Origin of the sequence: Streptomyces sp. WG5 (assembly GCF_049974565.1) — a bacterium.
Classification (GTDB): domain Bacteria; phylum Actinomycetota; class Actinomycetes; order Streptomycetales; family Streptomycetaceae; genus Streptomyces.
Genome location: NZ_JBNGGC010000015.1, coordinates 84,888 through 105,815, shown reverse-complemented (window position 1 = coordinate 105,815; position 20,928 = coordinate 84,888). Strand labels below are relative to the sequence as shown.

At 71.8% G+C, this 20,928-nt stretch carries 18 protein-coding genes, 1 tRNA gene and 1 riboswitch; of the genes, 12 read left to right on the top strand and 7 right to left on the bottom strand.

Going from position 1 to position 20,928, the window contains the following annotated elements; translation table 11 throughout:
* Positions 1-36: 36 nt before the first annotated feature.
* The 9 genes from ACP4IX_RS18005 to ACP4IX_RS17965 all read left to right on the top strand — a co-directional run bounded on the left by ACP4IX_RS18005 (position 37) and on the right by ACP4IX_RS17965 (position 9,416).
* Positions 37-684 carry a SurA N-terminal domain-containing protein gene (locus ACP4IX_RS18005; protein ID WP_426521269.1) on the top strand — a complete coding sequence of 216 codons (648 nt, stop codon included), beginning with the start codon at positions 37-39 and terminating at the stop codon, positions 682-684.
* 228 nt (positions 685-912) lie between these two features.
* Positions 913-1,908: a nucleoside triphosphate pyrophosphohydrolase gene (locus ACP4IX_RS18000; protein WP_426521271.1), complete on the top strand. Its 996-nt coding sequence runs from the start codon at positions 913-915 to the stop codon at positions 1,906-1,908.
* An 83-nt stretch (positions 1,909-1,991) separates the two neighbouring features.
* Complete coding sequence (locus ACP4IX_RS17995) at positions 1,992-3,392, top strand: cytochrome P450 family protein (protein ID WP_426556083.1); 1,401 nt, start codon at positions 1,992-1,994, stop codon at positions 3,390-3,392.
* A gap of 145 nt (positions 3,393-3,537) precedes the next feature.
* Positions 3,538-4,611: a transglycosylase family protein gene (locus tag ACP4IX_RS17990; protein ID WP_426556082.1), complete on the top strand. Its 1,074-nt coding sequence runs from the start codon at positions 3,538-3,540 to the stop codon at positions 4,609-4,611.
* 183 nt (positions 4,612-4,794) lie between these two features.
* Positions 4,795-4,961, top strand: a riboswitch (cyclic di-AMP (ydaO/yuaA leader).
* Positions 4,962-4,964: 3 nt separating this feature from the next.
* Positions 4,965-5,708 (top strand): transglycosylase family protein, encoded by a 744-nt coding sequence (locus ACP4IX_RS17985; protein WP_426556081.1) that lies wholly within the window; start codon positions 4,965-4,967, stop codon positions 5,706-5,708.
* A 305-nt stretch (positions 5,709-6,013) separates the two neighbouring features.
* A complete protein-coding gene (gene eno / locus ACP4IX_RS17980; RefSeq protein WP_426521279.1) occupies positions 6,014-7,294 on the top strand; it encodes a phosphopyruvate hydratase in 1,281 nt (426 codons plus the stop codon).
* Positions 7,295-7,391: 97 nt separating this feature from the next.
* Complete coding sequence (locus tag ACP4IX_RS17975) at positions 7,392-7,874, top strand: FtsB family cell division protein (RefSeq protein ID WP_426521281.1); 483 nt, start codon at positions 7,392-7,394, stop codon at positions 7,872-7,874.
* 49 nt (positions 7,875-7,923) lie between these two features.
* Positions 7,924-8,466 (top strand): DUF501 domain-containing protein, encoded by a 543-nt coding sequence (locus tag ACP4IX_RS17970; protein ID WP_426521283.1) that lies wholly within the window; start codon positions 7,924-7,926, stop codon positions 8,464-8,466.
* Positions 8,463-9,416: an exopolyphosphatase gene (locus ACP4IX_RS17965; protein WP_426556080.1), complete on the top strand. Its 954-nt coding sequence runs from the start codon at positions 8,463-8,465 to the stop codon at positions 9,414-9,416. Before ACP4IX_RS17970 ends, ACP4IX_RS17965 begins: the two co-directional genes overlap by 4 nt.
* Positions 9,417-9,453: 37 nt before the next feature.
* On the opposite strand, the gene ACP4IX_RS17960 is transcribed toward ACP4IX_RS17965, so the two are convergent.
* Entirely contained in the window at positions 9,454-9,723 is a 270-nt protein-coding gene (locus ACP4IX_RS17960) for a type II toxin-antitoxin system RelE family toxin (protein ID WP_426521287.1), read from the bottom strand.
* Positions 9,720-9,992 carry a type II toxin-antitoxin system Phd/YefM family antitoxin gene (locus tag ACP4IX_RS17955; RefSeq protein WP_426521289.1) on the bottom strand — a complete coding sequence of 91 codons (273 nt, stop codon included), beginning with the start codon at positions 9,990-9,992 and terminating at the stop codon, positions 9,720-9,722. Before ACP4IX_RS17955 ends, ACP4IX_RS17960 begins: the two co-directional genes overlap by 4 nt.
* A 513-nt stretch (positions 9,993-10,505) precedes the next feature.
* On the opposite strand from ACP4IX_RS17955, the gene ACP4IX_RS17950 reads away from it, so the two are divergent.
* Together ACP4IX_RS17950 and ACP4IX_RS17945 are read left to right on the top strand one after the other, a co-directional pair.
* Positions 10,506-11,924 (top strand): NAD(P)/FAD-dependent oxidoreductase, encoded by a 1,419-nt coding sequence (locus tag ACP4IX_RS17950; RefSeq protein ID WP_426521291.1) that lies wholly within the window; start codon positions 10,506-10,508, stop codon positions 11,922-11,924.
* A gap of 314 nt (positions 11,925-12,238) precedes the next feature.
* Positions 12,239-13,540: a class I SAM-dependent methyltransferase gene (locus ACP4IX_RS17945; protein WP_426556079.1), complete on the top strand. Its 1,302-nt coding sequence runs from the start codon at positions 12,239-12,241 to the stop codon at positions 13,538-13,540.
* 69 nt (positions 13,541-13,609) lie between these two features.
* On the opposite strand, the gene ACP4IX_RS17940 is transcribed toward ACP4IX_RS17945, so the two are convergent.
* Entirely contained in the window at positions 13,610-16,138 is a 2,529-nt protein-coding gene (locus tag ACP4IX_RS17940) for an ABC transporter permease (protein WP_426556078.1), read from the bottom strand.
* Between the two features lie 200 nt (positions 16,139-16,338).
* Entirely contained in the window at positions 16,339-17,109 is a 771-nt protein-coding gene (locus ACP4IX_RS17935) for an ABC transporter ATP-binding protein (protein WP_426521297.1), read from the bottom strand.
* Between the two features lie 455 nt (positions 17,110-17,564).
* Here ACP4IX_RS17935 and ACP4IX_RS17930 point away from each other — a divergent pair.
* Positions 17,565-17,648: transfer RNA gene (locus ACP4IX_RS17930), tRNA-Leu, on the top strand.
* 193 nt (positions 17,649-17,841) lie between these two features.
* Here ACP4IX_RS17930 and ACP4IX_RS17925 read toward each other — a convergent pair.
* The 3 genes from ACP4IX_RS17925 to crcB all read right to left on the bottom strand — a co-directional run bounded on the left by ACP4IX_RS17925 (position 17,842) and on the right by crcB (position 20,881).
* Positions 17,842-19,938, bottom strand: a complete 2,097-nt coding sequence (locus ACP4IX_RS17925; protein ID WP_426556077.1) for an FUSC family protein — start codon at positions 19,936-19,938, stop codon at positions 17,842-17,844.
* Positions 19,939-20,015: 77 nt separating this feature from the next.
* Positions 20,016-20,390: a fluoride efflux transporter FluC gene (locus tag ACP4IX_RS17920; protein WP_426521301.1), complete on the bottom strand. Its 375-nt coding sequence runs from the start codon at positions 20,388-20,390 to the stop codon at positions 20,016-20,018.
* Complete coding sequence (gene crcB, locus ACP4IX_RS17915; protein ID WP_426521303.1) at positions 20,390-20,881, bottom strand: fluoride efflux transporter CrcB; 492 nt, start codon at positions 20,879-20,881, stop codon at positions 20,390-20,392. Before crcB ends, ACP4IX_RS17920 begins: the two co-directional genes overlap by 1 nt.
* Positions 20,882-20,928 lie beyond the last annotated feature (47 nt).

Here is a 20,928-nt window from a genome sequence, read left to right as displayed (position 1 = left end):
CGTACCTGTTGTTGCAATCTCCAACGGGAGGTTTCCTTGCACCGCCGCCGTCGCACCGCGCTCCTCCTCACCACGGCGATCGCCGCCGCAGCGCCCCTGCTCACCGCCTGCGGCAACGACGCGCATCAGGGCGCGGCGGCCGTCGTCGGCGACCAGCGGATCACCGTCGCCCAGCTGGAGAACCGCGTCGACGAGGTGCGCGAGGCCCAGCGGGCCGCCGTCCCGGACGACGCCCAGTACCAGCAGGTCCTCGCCCGCACCGGCGGCCTCGCCCGCGACACCCTGCACAGCATGGTCCTCGACCAGGTCCTGCACCGCGCCGCCCAGGACGCGGGCGTGACCGTCACACGCAAGGACGTCCAGCAGATGCGCGGCGGCCTCGAGGCGCAGGCCGGCGGCGCCAAGCAGCTGGAGACCGCCTGGCTGCAGCAGTACGGCGTCGCCCCCGGGCGCCTCGACGACAACCTGCGCCTCCAGCTGGAGGCGCAGAAGCTCGCCGAGAGCCTCGGAACCGACACCAGCCGGCCCGAGTTCTGGCAGGCCCTGTCCGAGGCGTCCAAGAAGCTCGACGTCGACCTCAACCCGCGCTACGGCGCCTGGGACGTCCAGAAGAGCAGCCGCGTCGACACCGAGGTGCCGTGGGTGCGGGAGATCACGGCGGCGCAGCCGCGGCAGACGGCGTAACGGCCCCGCGGCCCCGCGGCCCCGCGGCCCCGCGGCCCTGCCGGACGGCACGGGCCTCGCGGGGCCGGGCCTGCCCGACGGCGCGGGTCCTGCGGGCGCCCGACCGGGCAAGCTGTGGAAACTGTGGACTCCGGTCCGTGGACTCCGGTGCTGTGCTCTCCGGTGCTGTGGACGACGGTGCTGTGGACAACTCATGGGGCCGTCGGTCGCGTGCGTTACGTTCTGAGGGTGAACGCAACCGCCGCCGACGCCGCCCCCGGCGCCTCCCCCGACCCGGGCCGCGTCGTCCTCCTCACCACCAGCCATCGCGTCGCCCCCGGCCTGCTCTCCTGGCCCGCCTGGCAGGCCCTGCGGACCGCCGACCGCGTGCTGTGCGCCGATGCGACGCACCCGCAGCTGCCGTACCTGCGCGAGGCGGGCATACGGGTCGACGAGGCGGCCCCGACCGCCGAGGAACTGGTCGCCGCCTGCGCCGGCGGTCGCACGGTGGTGGTCGTGGCGACCGGTGAGGGCGACCCCGCCCTCACCGACGGACTGGCCCGCCTCGCCGGATCGGGCCGCGTCCGCATGCCGGACCTCGAACTGCTCCCCGCCTCCTACGACCTCCCGGGTGCGCGCCTGCTCGACCTCGTCCAGGTCATGGACCGCATCCGCCTCGCATGCCCCTGGTCGTCCGAACGCACCCACAAGGGTCTGGCCAAGTACGCCATCGAGGAGGCGTACGAACTCGTCGAGGCGATCGAGGACGGTGACCGCGAGGAACTCCGCGAGGAACTGGGCGACGTACTCCTCCAGGTCGTCTTCCACGCCCGCATCGCCGAGGACGACCCCGACGCCCCGTTCTCCATCGACGACGTGGCCGGCACCATCGTCGCCAAACTGATCCACCGCCACCCGCACGTCTTCGGTGACGAGACGGCCTCCACCCCCGAGGAGGTCAGGGAGCACTGGCTGCGCACCAAGGCGGCCGAGAAGCAGCGCACCTCGGTCACCGAGGGCGTCCCGCTCGGCCAGCCCGGCCTCGCCCTCGCGGCCAAGCTCGCCTCCCGCGTCCGCACCGCGGGCCTCCCGGTCCCCCTCCCCTCCGGCGAGGGCATCGGCTACGAACTCCTCGCCCTGGCCGCACGCGCCGAGGCCGGCGGCACGGACCCCGAGGCGGCACTGAGAGCCGCGGCACGGGTGTACCGGGACGCGATCCGGGCGGCGGAGGCCGCCGGGGACTGAGACCGAGGCCGGGTCCCCAGGGCCCGCGGCCGAAGGCACACCGGCGCCCGGAGGACCTCCGGCCCCCCGGATACGGTCAAGGGGTGACCGACCACCCCACGCCCGACCACCCCACGCCCGACCACCCCACGCCCGACCACCCCACGCCCGACCGCCCCACGTCGGGCCACTCCACGCCGGGCCGTCCCACGCCCGACGGCCCCACCCCCGAGCTCTTCACCTGGGAGTTCGCCGGCAACCCCTACCCCGCCTACGCCTGGCTGCGCGAGCACGCCCCCGTGCACCGCACCCGGCTGCCCAGCGGAGTGGAGGCCTGGCTGGTCACCCGGTACGCCGACGCCAAGCAGGCCCTCGCCGACCCGCGGCTGTCCAAGAACCCGGCGCACCACGACGAGCCCGCGCACGCCAAGGGCAAGACCGGCATTCCGGGGGAGCGGAAAGCCGAGCTCATGACCCATCTGCTGAACATCGACCCGCCGGACCACACCCGGCTGCGGCGGCTGGTCAGCAAGGCGTTCACGCCCCGCAGGGTCGCCGAGTTCGCGCCCCGGGTGCAGGAGCTCGCCGACGGCCTCATCGACCGGTTCGCCGGCACGGGGTCCGCCGACCTGATCCACGAGTTCGCCTTCCCGCTGCCCATCTACGCCATCTGCGACCTGCTCGGCGTACCCCGCGAGGACCAGGACGACTTCCGGGAGTGGGCGGGCATGATGATCCGCCACGGTGGTGGGCCACGGGGCGGGGTCGCCCGGTCGGTGAAGAAGATGCGGGGCTATCTCGCCGACCTCATCCACCGCAAGCGCGCGGCGCTGCCGGCCGAGCCCGGCCCCGGCGAGGACCTCATCTCCGGGCTCATCCGCGCCTCCGACCACGGCGAGCACCTCACCGAGAACGAGGCCGCGGCGATGGCCTTCATCCTGCTCTTCGCCGGTTTCGAGACCACCGTCAACCTGGTGGGCAACGGAGTGCACGCCCTGCTCACCCACCCCGAACAGCGGGCCCGCCTGCAGACGTCCCTCGCCGCGGGCGAGCGCGCCCTGCTGGAGACGGGTGTCGAGGAACTCCTGCGGTACGACGGCCCCGTGGAGCTGGCCACCTGGCGCTTCGCCACCCGGGCGCTGACCATCGGCGGGCAGGAGATCGCGGCCGGCGACCCCGTCCTCGTGGTCCTCGCCGCCGCCGACCGGGACCCGGAGCGGTTCACGGACCCGGACACCCTGGACCTCTCCCGCCGGGACAGCCAGCACCTCGGGTACGGCCACGGCATCCACTACTGCCTCGGCGCCCCGCTCGCCCGGCTGGAGGGGCAGACCGCGATCGGCACGCTCCTCACCCGCCTCCCGGACCTGCGCCTCGCCGCCGACCCGGCCGAACTGCGCTGGCGCGGCGGACTCATCATGCGGGGTTTGCGTACCTTGCCCGTCTCGTTCACGCCGGTCGCGTCGTCGTCGGCCGACGACGGTCCGCCGTCGACGCAAAGGTGACACGCGCTCAAATCTGTGATCTTCACGTGATCTGCGCGGCATGAACTTGTGACAAGCGATCATCTGCCTATACGTTCACGAATCAGCGTGGCGCCCCGAGCATCACCCGTCGCGCGGTCCCCGTCGTCTCGTGAAAGGTCGTCGCATGCTCTCCGGGAACGGTCGTCACCGCCGCCCCCGCCAGGCTCCCGCCCTGGTCGTCGCCGCCGGAGTGACCGGCTCCGCCATCGCGATCCCGCTCCTCGGCGCCACCGGCGCCCACGCGGCCGACGGGGCGAGCTGGGACCGGGTCGCCGAGTGCGAGACCGGCGGCGCCTGGAGCCAGAACAGCGGCAACGGGTACTACGGCGGCCTGCAGCTGTCCCAGGACGCCTGGGAGCAGTACGGCGGCCTGGAGTACGCGCCGAGCGCCGACCAGGCCAGTCGCTCCCAGCAGGTGAGAGTCGCCGAGAAGATACACGCGGACCAGGGCATCGCCGCCTGGCCGACGTGCGGTCTGCTCGCGGGCCTGGGCGACGACTCGGCGTCCGCCGGCGGTGGTTCGGGCGCGGCGGGTGACGGCTCGTCGGAGGGATCGGTCGCCTCGGAAGAGCCGTCGGGCCTCCCCGGTCTCTCCGGGGCGTCCGGCTCGACCGGATCGTCGGGCACGTCCGGCTCGACGGAGCCGGCGGAGCCCACGTCCGAGGCGTCCCCTTCGTCTCCTTCCTCTCCCTCCTCCCCTTCCTCGTCCTCCTCGCCCTCCGCTGACCCCTCGTCGGACAGCGGGGACGATTCGACCAAGTCCGACACGTCCTCCGGATCCGAGTCCACGGAGAGCGGTGAACCGCAGAACACCGGCGTTTCCCCCACGACCTCCCCGGAGGGTGGCGAAGCGGACAGGCCGGGGCAGAGTGAAGGCTCTTCGGCCCTCACCGACACGGAGGAGTCCGGCGCGGGCCGGCACCGGGGCGGCAGCGCCGACGAGGGGGCGGTGGACGGCCGTACGGCCGAGTCGTCGGGGCGTCACGCCTCGCGCGGTGAGGGCGAGGCGCGCCAGGCCGTGGACGGCTCGTACACCGTGCGTTCCGGCGACAGCCTCTGGGGCATCGCCGACTCCCTCGACCTGGACGGCGGCTGGCATTCGCTCTACGCCGGCAACAAGGAGGTCGTCGGTGCCGACCCCGACCACATCCTGCCCGGTCAGACGCTCACGGTCACGGGCGAATCGGGCGAAAAGTAGGGGGAGTTCGCGTCACGGTTAGAGGCTGTATGCCCGTTTTGGATCTCGTGAGAGATAGGTCTCAGAAGCCGTGATCGTCTTTGTAAATCCGCGGAGCGCGTGACTACGGTCATGACCGCCCGTCATCGCGGGCCCCGGCTGCCGCAACGCCGAATCCTGCCAGCGGCCGTCCGGGAACAGTCGTCGCGTCGAGCGCCGAAGGCAGGAGCGGGGGACCCAAGGTAAGTGCCGCACCGGGCAGTTGAGCCGGAGCGGCTAGGGGTGGAGCCGAGTTCCGCGAGGAACCCGGCCGGGCAACTCAACCGGCCCGAACCCGACAGCTCACCTCGCAGGCGTCGGTGAGGGGATCAACCATGCTGTTTTCCGGCAAGGGCAAGCACCGTCGCCCGTCCAAGGCCACCCGTGTCATCGCCGTCGCCGGCGTCACCGGTGCCGCCGTCGCCGCCCCGCTGATGGCGGCCGGCAACGCCTCCGCCGCCACCGCGTCCGAGTGGGACGCCGTCGCCCAGTGCGAGTCCGGCGGCAACTGGTCCATCAACACCGGCAACGGCTACTACGGCGGTCTGCAGTTCTCCGCCTCCACCTGGGCCGGCTACGGCGGTACGCAGTACGCCGCGACCGCGGACCAGGCCAGCAAGGCGCAGCAGATCGAGATCGCCGAGAAGGTGCTCGCGGGCCAGGGCAAGGGCGCCTGGCCGGTCTGCGGCACCGGCCTGTCGAGCGCCGCGTACACCGGCGGCGGCTCCGGTGAGAGCCAGGACAGCGGCTCCTCCCAGAACTCCGGCTCCTCCGAGAGCTCCGGCAGCTCCGGGAGCGCGCAGAGCCAGGGCAGCGGCTCCGGTGCCGACCGCTCCTCCGAGCAGAAGGCCTCCCGCTCCGCCGAGCGTCCGGCCGCCGAGAAGACCGTCACCACCCCGACCGGCAAGAAGGTCGAGAAGGGCGACGGCGAGTACAAGGTGGTCAAGGGCGACACCCTCAGCTCGATCGCCGAGGAGCACGACGTCGAGGGCGGCTGGGCGAAGCTGTTCGAGCGGAACGACGACATCGTCGACGACGCCGACCTGATCTACCCGGGCCAGCAGCTGCACCTGAAGTAGGCAGCGGCCCCCTTGCTCCCGCTCCGGCGCGTGTTCCCCCGTACGCGCCGGGGCGGGATTTTCACGCCCTCACCCCGTACCCCGTTCCTGCCCTGGTCCCGGCTCCGTTCCCGCCCCCGAATCGGGCCGGGTTTCCGGAAACGTCTTTGTTCCGTTCGGAAACAATTTACTCTCGGTTCTGTCCAGCGGGTGGGCGATCGGCTGGCCGATCGCCCGGAGCCGGTTAGGCTCGGTCCCGCAGAGCCGCTGCGGTCCTGTGGACCCGCGCGTCACACCGAAGCGTCACATTGAAGAAGGAGATGCTCGTGCCGTCCATCGACGTCGTCGTAGCCCGGGAAATCCTGGACTCCCGAGGCAACCCCACGGTCGAGGTCGAGGTCGGCCTCGACGACGGCAGCACGGGTCGTGCCGCCGTTCCGTCCGGCGCCTCCACCGGCGCCTTCGAGGCCATCGAACTCCGTGACGGCGACTCCAACCGTTACCTGGGCAAGGGCGTCGAGAAGGCCGTCCTGGCCGTCATCGAGCAGATCGGCCCGGAGCTCGTCGGCTACGACGCCACCGAGCAGCGCCTGATCGACCAGGCGATGTTCGACCTGGACGCCACCGACAACAAGGGCTCGCTCGGCGCCAACGCCATCCTCGGCGTCTCGCTCGCCGTCGCCCACGCCGCCTCCGAGGCCAGCGACCTGCCGCTCTTCCGCTACCTGGGCGGCCCCAACGCGCACCTGCTGCCGGTGCCGATGATGAACATCCTGAACGGCGGCTCGCACGCCGACTCCAACGTGGACATCCAGGAGTTCATGATCGCCCCGATCGGCGCGGAGTCCTTCTCCGAGGCCCTGCGCTGGGGCGCCGAGGTCTACCACACCCTGAAGAAGGTCCTGAAGAGCAAGGGCCTGGCCACCGGCCTCGGCGACGAGGGCGGCTTCGCCCCCAACCTCGGCTCCAACCGCGAGGCCCTCGACCTCATCCTCGAGGCCATCAAGGAAGCCGGCTACACCCCCGGCGAGCAGATCGCCCTCGCCCTCGACGTCGCCGCGTCCGAGTTCTACAAGGACGGCTCCTACACCTTCGAGGGCAAGGAGCGCACGGCCGCCGAGATGACCGAGTACTACGCCGAGCTGGTCGAGGCGTACCCGCTGGTCTCCATCGAGGACCCGCTGTTCGAGGACGACTGGGACGGCTGGAAGATCCTCACCGGCAAGCTCGGCGACAAGGTCCAGATCGTCGGCGACGACCTGTTCGTCACCAACCCGGAGCGCCTCGCCCGCGGCATCGAGGAGAGCGCCGCCAACGCCCTGCTGGTCAAGGTCAACCAGATCGGTTCGCTGACCGAGACCCTGGACGCCGTCGAGCTGGCCCAGCGCAACGGCTTCAAGTGCATGATGTCCCACCGCTCCGGCGAGACCGAGGACGTCACCATCGCCGACCTGGCCGTCGCCACCAACTGCGGCCAGATCAAGACCGGCGCCCCGGCCCGCTCCGAGCGCGTCGCCAAGTACAACCAGCTGCTGCGCATCGAGGAGATCCTCGACGACGCCGCGGTGTACGCCGGCCGCAGCGCGTTCCCGCGCTTCAAGGGCTGACCGCGGCCCCGAGAGGCAGCGTCGTACGTACGTCCCCGTACCCGGTCCCGTACCGTGTGCGGGGACGTACGCGTGTGCACGGGAGGCGGAGACCAGGATGGCCGTGAAGGACCGGGACCGTTTCTCCACCGCGACCAGGATCCGGATCATCGGGGAACAGACCGCGGCCCGGGTCTACCGCTCGCAGACCAAGCGCCAGGCCCGTCGCTCCCGGCTGACCGGCCGGGCCGCGCTGCTCGCGATGGTGCTCTGCTCGCTCGTCGTGGCGCTCGCCTACCCGATACGGCAGTACGTCGCCCAGCGCGCCGAGATCGCCGATCTGCGGCGGGAGCAGCAGGAGACCCGGGACCGGGTCGAGGACCTGCGCGACCTCAAGGCACGCTGGGAGGACGACGCCTACGCCGAGCAGCAGATCCGGCTTCGGCTGCACTACGTGATGCCGGGGGAGACCGGATTCGTCGTCATCGACCCGGACGCGGCCAGGAAGGCCCGCGCCGAGGCCGGTGCCGCCGACCGCCCCTGGTACCGGAACGTATGGGACGGGGTCGACAAGGCCGACACCGCCGCCCGCCGGCAGTGAACCGACAGCGCCGGCAGTGACTCAACAGGAAGACCAGCAGAAGACAGCCATGCAGACTCCCCCGCCGACCACCCCGCGCACCGAGCCCACCGACGCGGACGTCGAGGCCTTCGAGCAGCAGCTCGGACGCCCCCCGCGCGGCCTGCGCGCCATCGCGCACCGCTGCCCCTGCGGACAGCCGGACGTCGTGGAGACGGCGCCGCGGCTGCCCGACGGCACTCCCTTCCCCACGCTGTACTACCTGACGTGCCCCAAGGCGGCCTCCGCCATCGGCACGCTGGAGGCGAACGGCGTGATGAAGGAGATGACCGAGCGCCTCGCCGCCGACCCGGAGCTGGCCGGCGCCTACCGGGCCGCGCACGAGGACTACATCCGGCGCCGCGACGAGATCGAGGAGCTGACCGGCTTCCCGAGCGCGGGCGGCATGCCGGACCGGGTCAAGTGCCTGCACGTGCTGGTCGCCCACTCGCTGGCGGCCGGCCCCGGCGTCAACCCGCTGGGCGACGAGGCGATCGCGATGCTGCCCGAGTGGTGGCGCAAGGGGCCGTGCGTGTCCCTTCCGGCTCTCACGGACGAGGAGGACGGCAAGTGACCCGTGTCGCCGCCATCGACTGCGGTACGAACTCCATCCGGCTGCTGGTCGCCGACGCCGACCCCGGGACCGGTGAGCTGACCGACCTGGACCGCCGCATGACCATCGTGCGGCTCGGCCAGGGCGTCGACCGCACCGGGCGGCTGGCCCCCGAGGCGCTGGAGCGGACCTTCGCCGCCTGCCGCGAGTACGCCGGGATCATCGAGGCGCACGCCGTGGAGCGGTTGCGCTTCGTGGCCACCTCGGCCTCCCGGGACGCGGAGAACCGGGACGACTTCGTGCACGGGGTGCTGGACATCCTCGGCGTGGAGCCCGAGGTCATCTCGGGCGACCAGGAGGCCGAGTTCTCCTTCACCGGCGCCACCAAGGAGCTGGCGGGCCGCGACCACCTCGAAAAGCCCTACCTGGTCGTCGACATCGGCGGCGGCTCGACCGAGTTCGTGGTCGGCGACGACCACGTGCGCGCGGCCCGCTCCGTGGACGTCGGCTGCGTGCGGATGACCGAGCGGCACCTGGTGCGCGACGGGGCCGTGACCGACCCGCCCACCGCCGAGCAGGTCGCGGCGATGCGGGCCGACATCGAAGCCGCCCTGGACCTCGCCGAGGAGACGGTGCCGCTGCGCGAGGCGCGCACGCTGGTGGGGCTGGCCGGTTCGGTGACGACCGTCTCCGCGATCGCCCAGGAGCTGCCCGCGTACGACTCGGCCGCCATCCACCACTCCCGGATCTCCCGCGCGCGCGTCCGGGAGATCACCGACTGGCTGCTGCGCTCCACGCACGCCGAGCGCGCGGCCGTCCCCTCCATGCACCCCGGCCGCGTGGACGTGATCGGAGCGGGCGCTCTCGTACTGCTGTCGATCATGGAGCGGACGGGCGCGGAGGAGGTCGTCGTGAGCGAGCACGACATTCTCGACGGCATCGCTCATTACGCGGCGAGCGAGGCCTGTTGAGGGGCGGTGCCCGGCGACATGGGTGCCGGGCGGGGCATCACAGGTTGCGGTAGACGTCCCGCCGGTCGCCCACCTTGACGACCAGGACCACGAGTTCGCCGTCGTTGATCTGATAAGCGATCCGGTAGCTTCCGACCCGCAGCCGGTAGAGCCCGGACGGGCCGGTGAGCTTCTTGACGTCGGCGTCCTGGCGGTACGGGTCGTCACCGAGTGCGGTCAGCGCGGTCAGGATGCGCATGGCGTCGGGTCGGCTGAGGGCCCGGAGCTGCCGCTGCGCCGCCGTGGTGAACCGGAAGGCGTACTTCACGCCGCCTCGCCGTCCCGCTCGGTGAACAGGTCCGCCAGCAGTTCCGCCATGGTCACGGTGGTGCCGCCCTCGGCCAGCACCGCTTCGGCCTCGCGCGCCAGCATCACATCGGCCGCTTCCTCCAGCGCTTCGAAGTCCGAGATCGGAACCACGGCCGCCACCGGGGCTCCCTTGCGCGTGATGACGGTCGGGACGCCTTCCTCGGCCCGGTTGATGTGGTCGGCCAGGTGGGCTCGGGCTTCCCGTACGGTCACGGTGTTCTCGGTCATGAGCCCAGTGTACGCGTGTGCGTGTACACACGGAGATCTGTCGGGAGTCGCGTTCCTGAGCGATCCTCGACGGCATCGCGTGGTCGGTGGCGTAGGTGTCCCCGGTCGCGGTCCGAGCGGGACGGGCTGCGGATGAGCGTGCTGCGAGGGCCCTCCGGGGCCCTTCGGCGACATCCCGTCGGGAAACTTCGTGAAGTTCTTCACAAGGAATTTGGTCCTGCCGGACGACAGGAGCGCGCCGGTTGACCCTTTTGGGGGTTCAGCCGCCCTTTGAACGCGTTCAGGGCGGTGTTCCGCAAGGGGTCCGGAAAGAGGTCGCGGGATGGTGGTTCACTGCCCTCGGAGGTGCGGAGGAGCAGCTCACGCGGCATTGACAACGGAGCGCACTACACGCTGGTTCCTTCCCCCGCCATGATCTCCGTCACGTGGGCGGCGGATAGTAGCACAGCCTTCACCGAAGCTTGTGAAGGGGCGCACGAACCACCCCCCTCAGGCGGGTGGATACTCGATGGCATGAGCACCACGGAGCGTCCCAGGATCCTCGTAGTAGGCGGTGGGTACGTAGGCCTGTACGCAGCTCGACGCATCCAGAAGAAGATGCGTTACGGCGAGGCGACCGTCACCGTCGTCGACCCGCGGTCGTACATGACCTACCAGCCCTTCCTCCCCGAAGCCGCCGCCGGCAACATCTCCCCGCGGCACGTCGTCGTCCCCTTGCGGCGCGTGCTTCCGAAGGCGGAGGTTCTCACCGGCCGGGTCACCACCATCGATCAGGACCGCAAGGTCGCGCGCATCGCCCCCCTGGTGGGCGAGGCGTACGAGCTGCCGTTCGACTACCTGGTCATCGCCATGGGCGCGGTCTCCCGCACCTTCCCGATCCCCGGCCTCGCCGAACAAGGCATCGGCATGAAGGGCATCGAGGAGTCCATCGGCCTGCGCAACCACGTTCTGGAGCAGCTCGACAAGGCCGACTCCACCACCGACGAGGAGATCCGCCGCAAGGCGCTCACCTTCGTCTTCATCGGCGGCGGTTTCGCCGGCGCGGAGACCATCGGTGAGGTCGAGGACATGGCCCGCGACGCGGCCAAGTACTACCGGAACGTCTCCCGCGAGGACATGCGTTTCGTCCTCGTGGACGCCGCCGACAAGATCCTTCCCGAGGTCGGCCCCAAGCTCGGCCAGTACGGCAAGGAGCACCTCGAGGGCCGCGGCGTCGAGGTCTACCTGTCCACGTCCATGGACTCCTGCGTCGACGGCCACGTGGTGCTGAAGAACGGCCTGGAGGTCGACTCCAACACCATCGTGTGGACGGCCGGCGTCAAGCCGAACCCGGCGCTCTCCCGCTTCGGTCTCCCGCTCGGCCCCCGCGGTCACGTCGACTGCCAGCCGACCCTCCAGGTCACCGGCACCGACTACATCTGGGCCGCGGGCGACAACGCCCAGGTGCCCGACCTCGTCGGCCGCAAGGCGGGCAACGAGAACGCCTGGTGCCCGCCGAACGCCCAGCACGCGCTGCGCCAGGCCAAGGTCCTCGGCGACAACGTCGTCTCCGGCATGCGGGGCTTCCCGCAGAAGGAGTACAGCCACGCCAACAAGGGCGCGGTGGCGGGCCTCGGCCTGCACAAGGGCGTGGCGATGATCGTCATGGGCAAGATGAAGATCAAGCTCAAGGGACGTCTCGCCTGGTACATGCACCGCGGCTACCACGGTCTCGCCATGCCGACCTGGAACCGCAAGATCCGCGTCTTCGCGGACTGGACGCTCGGCATGTTCCTCAAGCGCGAGGTCGTCTCCCTCGGCGCGATGGAGACCCCGCGCGAGGAGTTCTACGAGGCCGCCAAGCCGGCGCCGGCCGCCGCGCCGAAGGCCGCCGACAAGGGCGAGCAGGCCGCGAAGGCGGAGAAGACCGAGGAGAAGGCCAAGGCCTCCTGACCTTCTGACCTCCGGCCGTCCGTACCGCTGCGGTACCGGCGGGACGTGCAGTACCGGCAGGACCTTGCAGTACCGGCAGAACCTTGCAGTACCCGCAGCACACGCAGTACCAGCAGTACCCGTAGTGCCCTCGAAGGGGCCGCCCGCCATCCGTGGTGCGGGCGGCCCCTTCGCGCTGTGCCGACCGGGCGAAAGACCTCTTGGTGTGTACAGGTGTTTTGCTCGGCCGTCACGCGCGCCGGGACTGTACGGCGGGCTCCCAGGTGTTTACGTGGTGTGGGACATTCCGGGATCGCTCGTCACGGAGGTATGCCATGGCTGACGCCGCGCTGCGGCTGCAGAACCTCTTCGAACAGTTGCTGGGAACACCGCTCCCGGTGCGCATCCGTGCCTGGGACGGTTCGCAGGCGGGTCCGCCGGGCACGCCGACCCTCGTCGTCCGCAACCGCAGGGCCCTGCGCCGCCTGCTGTTCAAGCCGGGTGAACTGGGCCTGGTCCGCGCCTGGGTGGCGGGCGACCTCGACATCGACGGTGACCTCTACACCGCCCTCGGGCTGCTCGCGGGTCTCGTCTGGGAGCGCGGTGACGACGCCCGCGGTGTCGTCGAGGCGCTCCGCGACCCGGAGGTCCGGGCCGCCGTACGCGGTCTGGCCAGGCTCGCCGGGCCGCCGCTGCCGCCGGCCCCGCCACCGGAGGAGGTCCGCCGGGCCCGCCGCCACCTGCACACCAAGCGCAGCGACAGGCGGGCTGTCAGCCACCACTACGACGTCGGCAACGACTTCTACGAGCTCGTCCTCGGCCCCTCCATGGTCTACTCCTGCGCCTACTGGCAGGCCCCCGAGGCTGAGGGCGGCACCCTGGAGGACGCCCAGCGCGACAAGCTCGAACTGGTCAGCCGCAAGCTCGGCCTGAGCCCCGGTCAGCGCCTGCTCGACGTGGGCTGCGGCTGGGGTTCCATGGCGATCCACGCGGCCCGCGAGCACGGCGTGAGCGTCGTCGGCGTCACCCTCTCCCAGGAGCAGGCCGCCTACGCCCGCAAGCGCGTCGCCGGTGAGGGCCTCACCGACCGGGTGGAGATCCGCGTCCAGGACTACCGGGACGTCGCCGACGGGCCGTACGACGCCATCTCCTCCATCGGTATGGCCGAGCACGTCGGCGCCGAGCGCTACCTGGAGTACGCCGTCGACCTGTTCGGGCTGCTGGTGCCCGGCGGACGGCTGCTCAACCACCAGATCGCCCGCCGTCCCCAGCGGGACGAGTCCGCCTACACCGTGGACGCGTTCATCGACGCGTACGTCTTCCCCGACGGCGAACTGGCCCCGGTCGGCAGCACCGTCGCCCAGCTGGAACGCGCCGGGTTCGAGGTGCGCGACGTGGAGTCGCTCCGTGAGCACTACGCGCTCACCCTGCGCCGCTGGGTGGCCAACCTGGAGTCCGGCTGGGCGGCGGCCACCCGGCTCGTCAGCCCCGGCCGGGCCCGCGTCTGGCAGCTGTACATGGCCGCCTCCGCGCTCGCCTTCGAGCGCAACCGCATCGGCGTCAACCAGGTCCTCGCCGTGAAGACCCCCGAGCCGGGCGGCTCCGGGATGCCGCTGCGCGCCCGCACCTGGAACTGATCCCGCGCCCGTCGCACGCGAGAGGGCCCCGCTCCCACCCGGGAACGGGGCCCTCCTCGTGCGTACCGGTTACTCCGCCTTGATGGCCTGGAGCATGTTCAGGCGCGCCGCCCTGCGGGCCGGCCACAGCGCCGCCAGGACGCCCACGGCGGCGGCCAGCAGAAGGAAGACACCCATCCGGGCCCAGGGCAGGACCAGTTCGTACGTCGGGATCGTCGTGCCCATCAGCTGTCCGGCCGCCCAGCCGAAGAACACGCCGAGACCGATGCCGAGCACACCGCCGAAGAGGGAGATCACCAGGGACTCCAGGCGGACCATCCGCTTGATGCCCTTGCGGTCCAGGCCGATCGCCCGCAGCATGCCGATCTCCTGGGAGCGTTCGAAGACCGACATGGCCAGGGTGTTGATGACACCGAGGACGGCCACGATCACCGCCATGGCCAGCAGGCCGTAGAGCATGTTCAGCATCAGCGTGAACATCTTCGCGACCTCGTTGGAGATGTCCTGCTTGTCCTGGACCTGGATCGCCGGGTTGGTGTCGAGCGCCTTCACCAGGCTGTCCTTCGAGGCCGCGGAGGCCCCGTCGGACATCTTCACCATCACCTGCATGTCGACCGGGTCCGACTGGTGCGGGGCGACGTTGGCGAGGTCGACCATGATGCCGCGGATCATGTCGTTGCCCTCGTAGACCCCGGCGACCTTCAGCTGCTGCTTCTCGCCGTCCTCGTAGGCGACGGTGAACGCGGAGCCGGCCTTCCAGCCGTGGTCCTCGGCGGTGCCGGTGTCCACGACGACGTCGGTGCCGCCGATCCGGAAGGCGCCCTGCTCGACCTTCACGTCGGCCAGCTCGCCGATCGTGGAGCCGTCGACGCCGGTGAGGTACTCGGTCTGTCCGCCGATGCGGGACTCCGCGTTGCGCAGGGGGCTGATGGCGGTGACCCCGTCGGCCTCGCGCAGCTTCTCGGCGACGTCGGGGCTGAGGTAGTTGCCGTTGGCCATGGAGACCACGTAGTCGGCCTCGATCGCCGCCGCCGCCATCTTGTCGATCGACTTCTGCAGGCTGCCCGCCATCACCGTCATGCCGGTGATCAGGGTGAGGCCGATCATCAGCGCGGAGGCGGTGGCGGCGGTGCGGCGCGGGTTGCGCACCGAGTTCTGCCGGGCGAGCTTGCCCGAGACGCCGAACACGCGCAGCACCGGCGCCGCGGCGGCGATCAGCGGACGGGACAGCAGCGGCGTCAGGATGAACACGCCGATGATCAGCAGCACCGCGCCCATGCCCATCGGGGCCTGCCCGTCGGAGCCCTCCATCGTCGTCGCCGCGAGGACGACCGCGACACCGGCGGCCGAGACCAGCGCGCCCAGCGTGTTGCGCAGCACCAGCGACTTCGTCGTGGCCGTGGCGTGGACGCTGCTCATCGCCGCGACCGGCGGGATCTTCGCCGCCCGGCGACCCGGCAGCCACGCCGCCAGCATGGTGACCAGGACACCGACCGCGAGCGCCGCGACGACCGTGCCCGGGGAGACGACCAGCGGTCCGTCGGGCACGACCGCGCCCAGCGAACCCATCAGGGAGCGCATTCCGGCCCCGATGCCGATGCCCGCGAGCAGGCCGGTCACCGCGGCGACGACACCGACCACGAACGCCTCGATCAGCACCGACCGCGTGACCTGCCGGCGGGAGGCGCCGACCGCCCGCATCAGCGCCAGCTCCTTGGTGCGCTGGGCGACCAGCATCGTGAAGGTGTTGGCGATGATGAACGTGCCGACGAACAGCGCGATGCCGGCGAAGACCAGCAGACCCTGCTTCATGCCGCTCATCGACGAGGCGATCATCTCCGCCTGGTCGTCGGCCAGCTTCTCACCGGTGGTGGTCTCGACGAGGTCCTTCGGCAGCGCCTGGTCGAGCTGCGCCTTCAGCGCGGCCTGCGTGACACCGGCCTTCGCCTTGACGGCGATCTCGTCGTACGTGCCCGTCTTGCCGAAGACCTTCTGCGCGGTCGCGGTGTCGAACAGGGTGAGGGTGCCGCCGGCCGCGACGTTGCCGTCGTCGGTGGTGAAGACGCCGGTGACCTTCGGGGTCAGCACCGGACCGTCGATGGACATCCGCACGGTGTCGCCGACGCCGTAGCCGGTGCGCTCGGCGGTCTTGGAGTCGATGAGGATCTCGCCCGTGCCCTTCGGGGCGCGCCCGTCGACCAGCGGGTACCGGGGGTCCTTCTCCCCCCAGTAGTTGCCGCCCTGCGTGCTCCAGCCGTCACCGATCAGGTCGCCGTCCTTGTCGGCGACGGCGGTGAAGCCGGTCACCACGCCGATGGCGGAGGCCGCCCCGGGCACCTTCGCACTGTCGTCGAGGAGGGCCTCGGTCAGCTCGGGGACTTCGCCGACCTTGTCGCCCTCGGCGTCCTGGTACTCGGTCGTCACGGCGACGTCGACCTGGTCGAAGCCCTTGGCGGAGCTGTTCTGCAGGGCGTCGGTGATGGTGTTGGTGAAGACCAGGGTGCCCGACACGAACGCCACGCCGAGCATCACGGCGAGTACGGTCATCAAGAGCCTGGCCTTGTGCGCGAGAACGTTGCGCAAGGCGGTACGGAACATGGGTCTTCTCTGTCGGAGGTACGGAGTCACGGACGTACTGACGTACTGACGTACGGAGTCACGGACGTACTGACGTACTGACGTACTGACGTACGGAGTCACGGACGTACGGAGGCACGTACGTACGGGGTACGGACGTACGGAGGCACGTACGCGTCAGGGGCGGGGACGGGCCGGTGGACGGGCCGGTGGACGACGGGTCAGCTGGTGCGGCCCTTGGCGTCGAACTGCTTCATGCGGTCCAGCACCGAGTCGGCCGTCGGCCCGTACACCTCGTCGACGATGCGTCCGTCCGCGAGGAAGACCACCCGGTCCGCGTAGGCGGCGGCCACCGGATCGTGGGTCACCATCACCACGGTCTGCCCCAGCTCCCGCACCGAGTTGCGCAGGAAGCCCAGCACCTCGGCGCCCGAGCGGGAGTCCAGGTTCCCGGTCGGCTCGTCACCGAAGATGATCTCCGGGCGGGAGGCCAGCGCCCGGGCCACGGCCACCCGCTGCTGCTGGCCGCCGGAGAGCTGGGAGGGACGGTGGCCGAGCCGGTCGGACAGCCCGATCATCCCGATCACGGAGTCCAGCCACTGCTTGTCCGGCTTGCGGCCCGCGATGTCCATCGGAAGGGTGATGTTCTCCAGCGCGCTCAGCGTCGGCAGCAGGTTGAACGCCTGGAAGATGAAACCGATCTTGTCCCGGCGCAGCTTGGTCAGCTGCTTGTCCTTCAGCGAGCCCAGTTCGGTGTCGCCGATGCGCACCGAGCCGGAGGAGAAGGTGTCCAGCCCGGCGACGCAGTGCATCAGTGTGGACTTGCCGGAGCCGGAGGGGCCCATGATCGCGGTGAACTGGGCCTGTCGGAAGTCGACGGAGACCCGGTCCAGGGCGACCACCTGGGTCTCGCCCTGGCCGTAGATCTTGGAAACCTCCGTGGCACGTGCGGCCACGGTGGTGGACCGGTCGGCGATGGGTGCGGTGGTCACGGGAAGGGCGCTCCTGTCGGTACGGCGTGTGCTCGGGGACGTTCTCCATCCTCCCGGCCGTGAGGTGCCGTGTCGTCAACCGCTGTTCCGGTTCCGAGGGGGGACTTCGGTCGCATCCGGGACGCCGGCGTCATACCTGGGGATGAGGGACGCCCCTGACGCGCCCGCCCGTGACGCCCCTGACGTGTCCGCCCGCGATGTGCCCCCGACGGCGCCCCCGTGGCAGCCCTGGAGCGAGAACGGGGCGGGCGCCCTTGTAGAGACGGTGAAATTCCGTCATTCCGCATGCGTGGCCGACCGCCGCACGCAAGGGTGTTGGCACGTGTGGATGGCCCGCACCCGGAGCTGATGACCCCTCAGGCGCCAATAAAATAAGACAACATCGCTCCGCCCGCCCGCTGTGCGGGGGTCGCGCCCCGATAGGCTCGGGACACTCGAAGCGGAGCCCATGGCCTGCCCGGATGGTGGAATGCAGACACGGCGAGCTTAAACCTCGCTGCCCCTTCGCGGGCGTGCCGGTTCAAGTCCGGCTCCGGGCACTCTTCTCGCGACCGGTGCCGCCCGGCCCGGGCGACCGGTCGGCACCGTGCCCTTTCACGACGGGGGACACGGAGGCGGCATCGCGGGGGAGCACATCGCCCCGCGTCCCGTCGCCCCGTCCATGGCATGCGCCCCGGCCCTTGCGAGGAGACCGGCCACCTGTCCGACGGCGGGCGGCCAGGCGTGGTTCGTTCATCTCCCCCCGGTGCCGTCGTCGGCCGGGGCCGCGGGAGCGGGACGTAGCAGCGCGTCTCCCAAGGCGGTCAGCCTCCGGTGCAGTTCCGGATCCGGCACGTGGGTCGCTCCGGCGAGCGCCGCCCGGAGGCCGGGCGAGCCGGGCAGGCCCGTGCGTGCCGCCCGGGCCAGGGCGTCCGCGTAGCTCCCGGCCCGGGCGCCGTCGTCGGGGGCGGGGGGCACGGGGCCGCCGAGCACGGTCCAGGACAGCAGGCGGCGTACCGCCAGGACGGCCGGCCACAGCCGGTCCGCCGTGCCGGTCGTGCGGATCTCCTCGGCGGGCACCGCGGCATGCATGTCCCACAGTTCCGCCATCCGCTGCCAGGAGGCCCCCGCGGCGGCGGCCCGGACCGTCCCCGTGCGCAGGCGGTCCTGTACGGCGGCCCCCGCCGCCGACACGGCGTTCGCCACCGCCGCGCACACCCTGCGCCGTGGCACACCGCGCACCAGCAGGGCGACGGCCACCCCGAGCGCGAGGCCGAGGGTCAGGTCGAGGAACCGGAAGGCGGCGAGCGTGCCCAGGCCGGTCGAGGAAGCGGCGGCGACCAGCAGCAACGCGACCGGTGTGTTCAGCAGGGTGCGTACGAAGAGGGCGCCCGGGGGCACGCCGCGCGAGACCGCGTGCGCGACGGTGGCCACGGCGACGGTCACCCACGTGCCCGGCTGGTAGGAGTGGAAGACGAGAGCCGTGACCGCCACCCCGGCCACGGTCCCGACGAGCCGCGCCTGCGCGCGCTGCGCGGGCTGTCGACCCGGCCCGCCCTGGAGGGCGGCGGCCGCGCCCACGGCCACCCACGCCGGGTGCAGGAGCGGAAGTACGGAGCCCAGTACGGTGCCCACCGCGACGGCGAGCCCGACCCGGAGGGCGATCGGGAGGGCGGGGGAGGAGCGGGACAGCAGACGGCGCAGCTCCGCGCCCACGCTCTTGCGTGGGGGGAGCGGTACGGGCCAGCGTTCCCGCGCGGTCTCCAGGAGCCCCGGGGGCGTCTCCCGGCCGCGGGGGCCGGACGGGGCCGCACCGGTGCCCGCACCGAGAGGGCCATCGGATCCGTCGGGTCCAGCGGGACCGTCGGGTCGAGCGGGACCGTCGGGACCGCCGGGTCCAGCGGGACCGTCGGGTCCGTCGGGTCGAGCGGGACCGTCGGGTCCGTCGGGTCGAGCGGGACCGTCGGGTCCGTCGGGTCGAGCGGGACCGTCGGGTCCAGCAGGTCCAGAGGGTCCGTCGGGCCCAGCGGGGCCGGCGGGGCCGTCGGCTCCGTCGGGACAGGGCCCCGGCACCCGGCCCGCCGTGATCTCCGCGGCCGTGGCGCGGAGCCACGCGACCCGGTCGGCGGGTACCGGAGCACCGCCCCGCTCCGCCCTGTTCTGCACCGTGTCGAGCAGGGGTTCCAGCGTGGTCATGAGGGCGTAGAGCAGCATCCGCCGTGGGGCGGGCGCTGCCCGTCCGCCTCCCCGGGCGTCGTCGAGCGCCGCCCACGCTCCGTGCACGGCCACGTAGGCGCTCCGCCCGGCGGCGGCGACGTCGTCCGGCGGGCTCCCCGCCCCGGACCTGGCCCGGGCCCCGGCCTGCGCGTCCGCGAACGCCGCGACCGACCGGAAGGCGGCCGACACCGCCCGCTCCTCGGGTCCGTACGGCCGGGACAGCCGGCCCGACATGCCGAAGACCCAGGACAGGGCGGCCCCCAGGGCGAGGTAGCCGGCCCGGACCGCCGTGTCCGCGAGGTCCGCCGGCGGCAGGAAGGCCGCCAGGGCGGCGACCAGGATGACGAAGTAACTGCCCGGCCCGCTCAGATGCAGGGTGCGGACGAACAGGGTGGCGACGACGGCGACGACGGAGAGCACCGCCGCCATCGCCCACACGTCGCCCGCGGCCGCGGACCCCGCGGCGAAGGCCACGACGAAGGCCGCCGAAAGACTGGCGAGCAGCGGGCCCCGCCGGGGGTAGGGGTCGCGGGTGCCGTAGGCGTCGACGTAGCAGCCCATCGCGGCGAAGATCCCGCTGTGGACCCCGGCGACCGCCGTGACCGCGCCGAAGGAGAGTCCGAAGGCCGCCATCGACCGTGCCGTGCGCCCCCGGTCGAGGCGGGGCGGTCCGGTGCGCCACCCGTGCGCCGTCCGGGTGACGGCCGTGATCACCACAGGGCCTGGGCGACCGCCATACCCGCGAACGACAACCCGAGACCGAGGGCGACCGTCACGAACACGTAGCCGGCGGCGCCGACGACGTGCCGGGCGGTGGCCATGGAGTGGACCTCGTTGGAGAACGTCGACCAGGTGGACAGGGCACCGCAGAAGCCCGTGGACAGCAGGGCCTGCCCGGAATCGCCGAGCGCTCCCTCGGTGCCGGCCTCGACGAGGAAGCCCAGGAGCAGCGCCGCGGCCATGTTGGCGAGGAACGTGCCCCAGTGGAAGGCGGACCGCAGGTGCTCCCGGGCCGCCGCGCCGATCAGATGGCGGACCGGCGCGCCGACCGCTCCGCCGGCCAGGACCAGCAGCCACTCACCCATCAGGCCCCACCGCCCCGTCCGGCCCGCGCGCCTCGGGGGCGTGTCAGCAGCAGGCGCGCCAGGAGCACTCCCAGGACCACCGCGGTCAGGGCTCCCGCCGCCGTCAGCAGGAGGTTGCCGACGGCGGCGCCCGGCTGGTCGTTCTCGAACAGCCGCCGGGTGTCGTCGGTGTAGGAGGAGAACGTGGTGAAGCCGCCGAGGACGCCGGTGCCGAGCAGGGGGTTCAGCAGGCGGGGCGCACGGGTGAACCGTTCCTTGAGCGCGACGGTGAGCACTCCCATCAGGAAGCACCCGACCACGTTGATCAGCAGGGTCGTCCAGGGGAAGGCGGCCTCGCCGGTCCGCCACAGCAGCGCGGCGTCGCTGCCGTTGGGCCACAGGCGGGAAGCCGCGTAGCGCAGGAGGGCGCCCACCGCTCCACCGACCGCCACCGCGGCGACCACGGGCCCCTGTGAACCGCCCGTGTGATCCGGGTGACGATGAAGGTGCATATCGCCAATAAGGTGCATATCGTCACCTTAGCTGGCGATCGATCAAA

What these genes read in the sequence shown, in the direction of transcription:
- crcB (WP_426521303.1), bottom strand. Translation starts at nt 20,881, where the DNA reads ATGCACCTTCATCGTCACCCGGATCACACGGGCGGTTCACAGGGGCCC.
- ACP4IX_RS17945 (WP_426556079.1), top strand. Translation starts at nt 12,239, where the DNA reads ATGGCTGACGCCGCGCTGCGGCTGCAGAACCTCTTCGAACAGTTGCTG.
- ACP4IX_RS17990 (WP_426556082.1), top strand. Translation starts at nt 3,538, where the DNA reads ATGCTCTCCGGGAACGGTCGTCACCGCCGCCCCCGCCAGGCTCCCGCC.
- ACP4IX_RS17975 (WP_426521281.1), top strand. Translation starts at nt 7,392, where the DNA reads ATGGCCGTGAAGGACCGGGACCGTTTCTCCACCGCGACCAGGATCCGG.
- ACP4IX_RS17920 (WP_426521301.1), bottom strand. Translation starts at nt 20,390, where the DNA reads ATGGGTGAGTGGCTGCTGGTCCTGGCCGGCGGAGCGGTCGGCGCGCCG.
- ACP4IX_RS17955 (WP_426521289.1), bottom strand. Translation starts at nt 9,992, where the DNA reads ATGACCGAGAACACCGTGACCGTACGGGAAGCCCGAGCCCACCTGGCC.
- ACP4IX_RS17950 (WP_426521291.1), top strand. Translation starts at nt 10,506, where the DNA reads ATGAGCACCACGGAGCGTCCCAGGATCCTCGTAGTAGGCGGTGGGTAC.
- ACP4IX_RS17940 (WP_426556078.1), bottom strand. Translation starts at nt 16,138, where the DNA reads ATGTTCCGTACCGCCTTGCGCAACGTTCTCGCGCACAAGGCCAGGCTC.
- ACP4IX_RS17925 (WP_426556077.1), bottom strand. Translation starts at nt 19,938, where the DNA reads ATGGCGGCCTTCGGACTCTCCTTCGGCGCGGTCACGGCGGTCGCCGGG.
- ACP4IX_RS17985 (WP_426556081.1), top strand. Translation starts at nt 4,965, where the DNA reads ATGCTGTTTTCCGGCAAGGGCAAGCACCGTCGCCCGTCCAAGGCCACC.
- ACP4IX_RS17970 (WP_426521283.1), top strand. Translation starts at nt 7,924, where the DNA reads ATGCAGACTCCCCCGCCGACCACCCCGCGCACCGAGCCCACCGACGCG.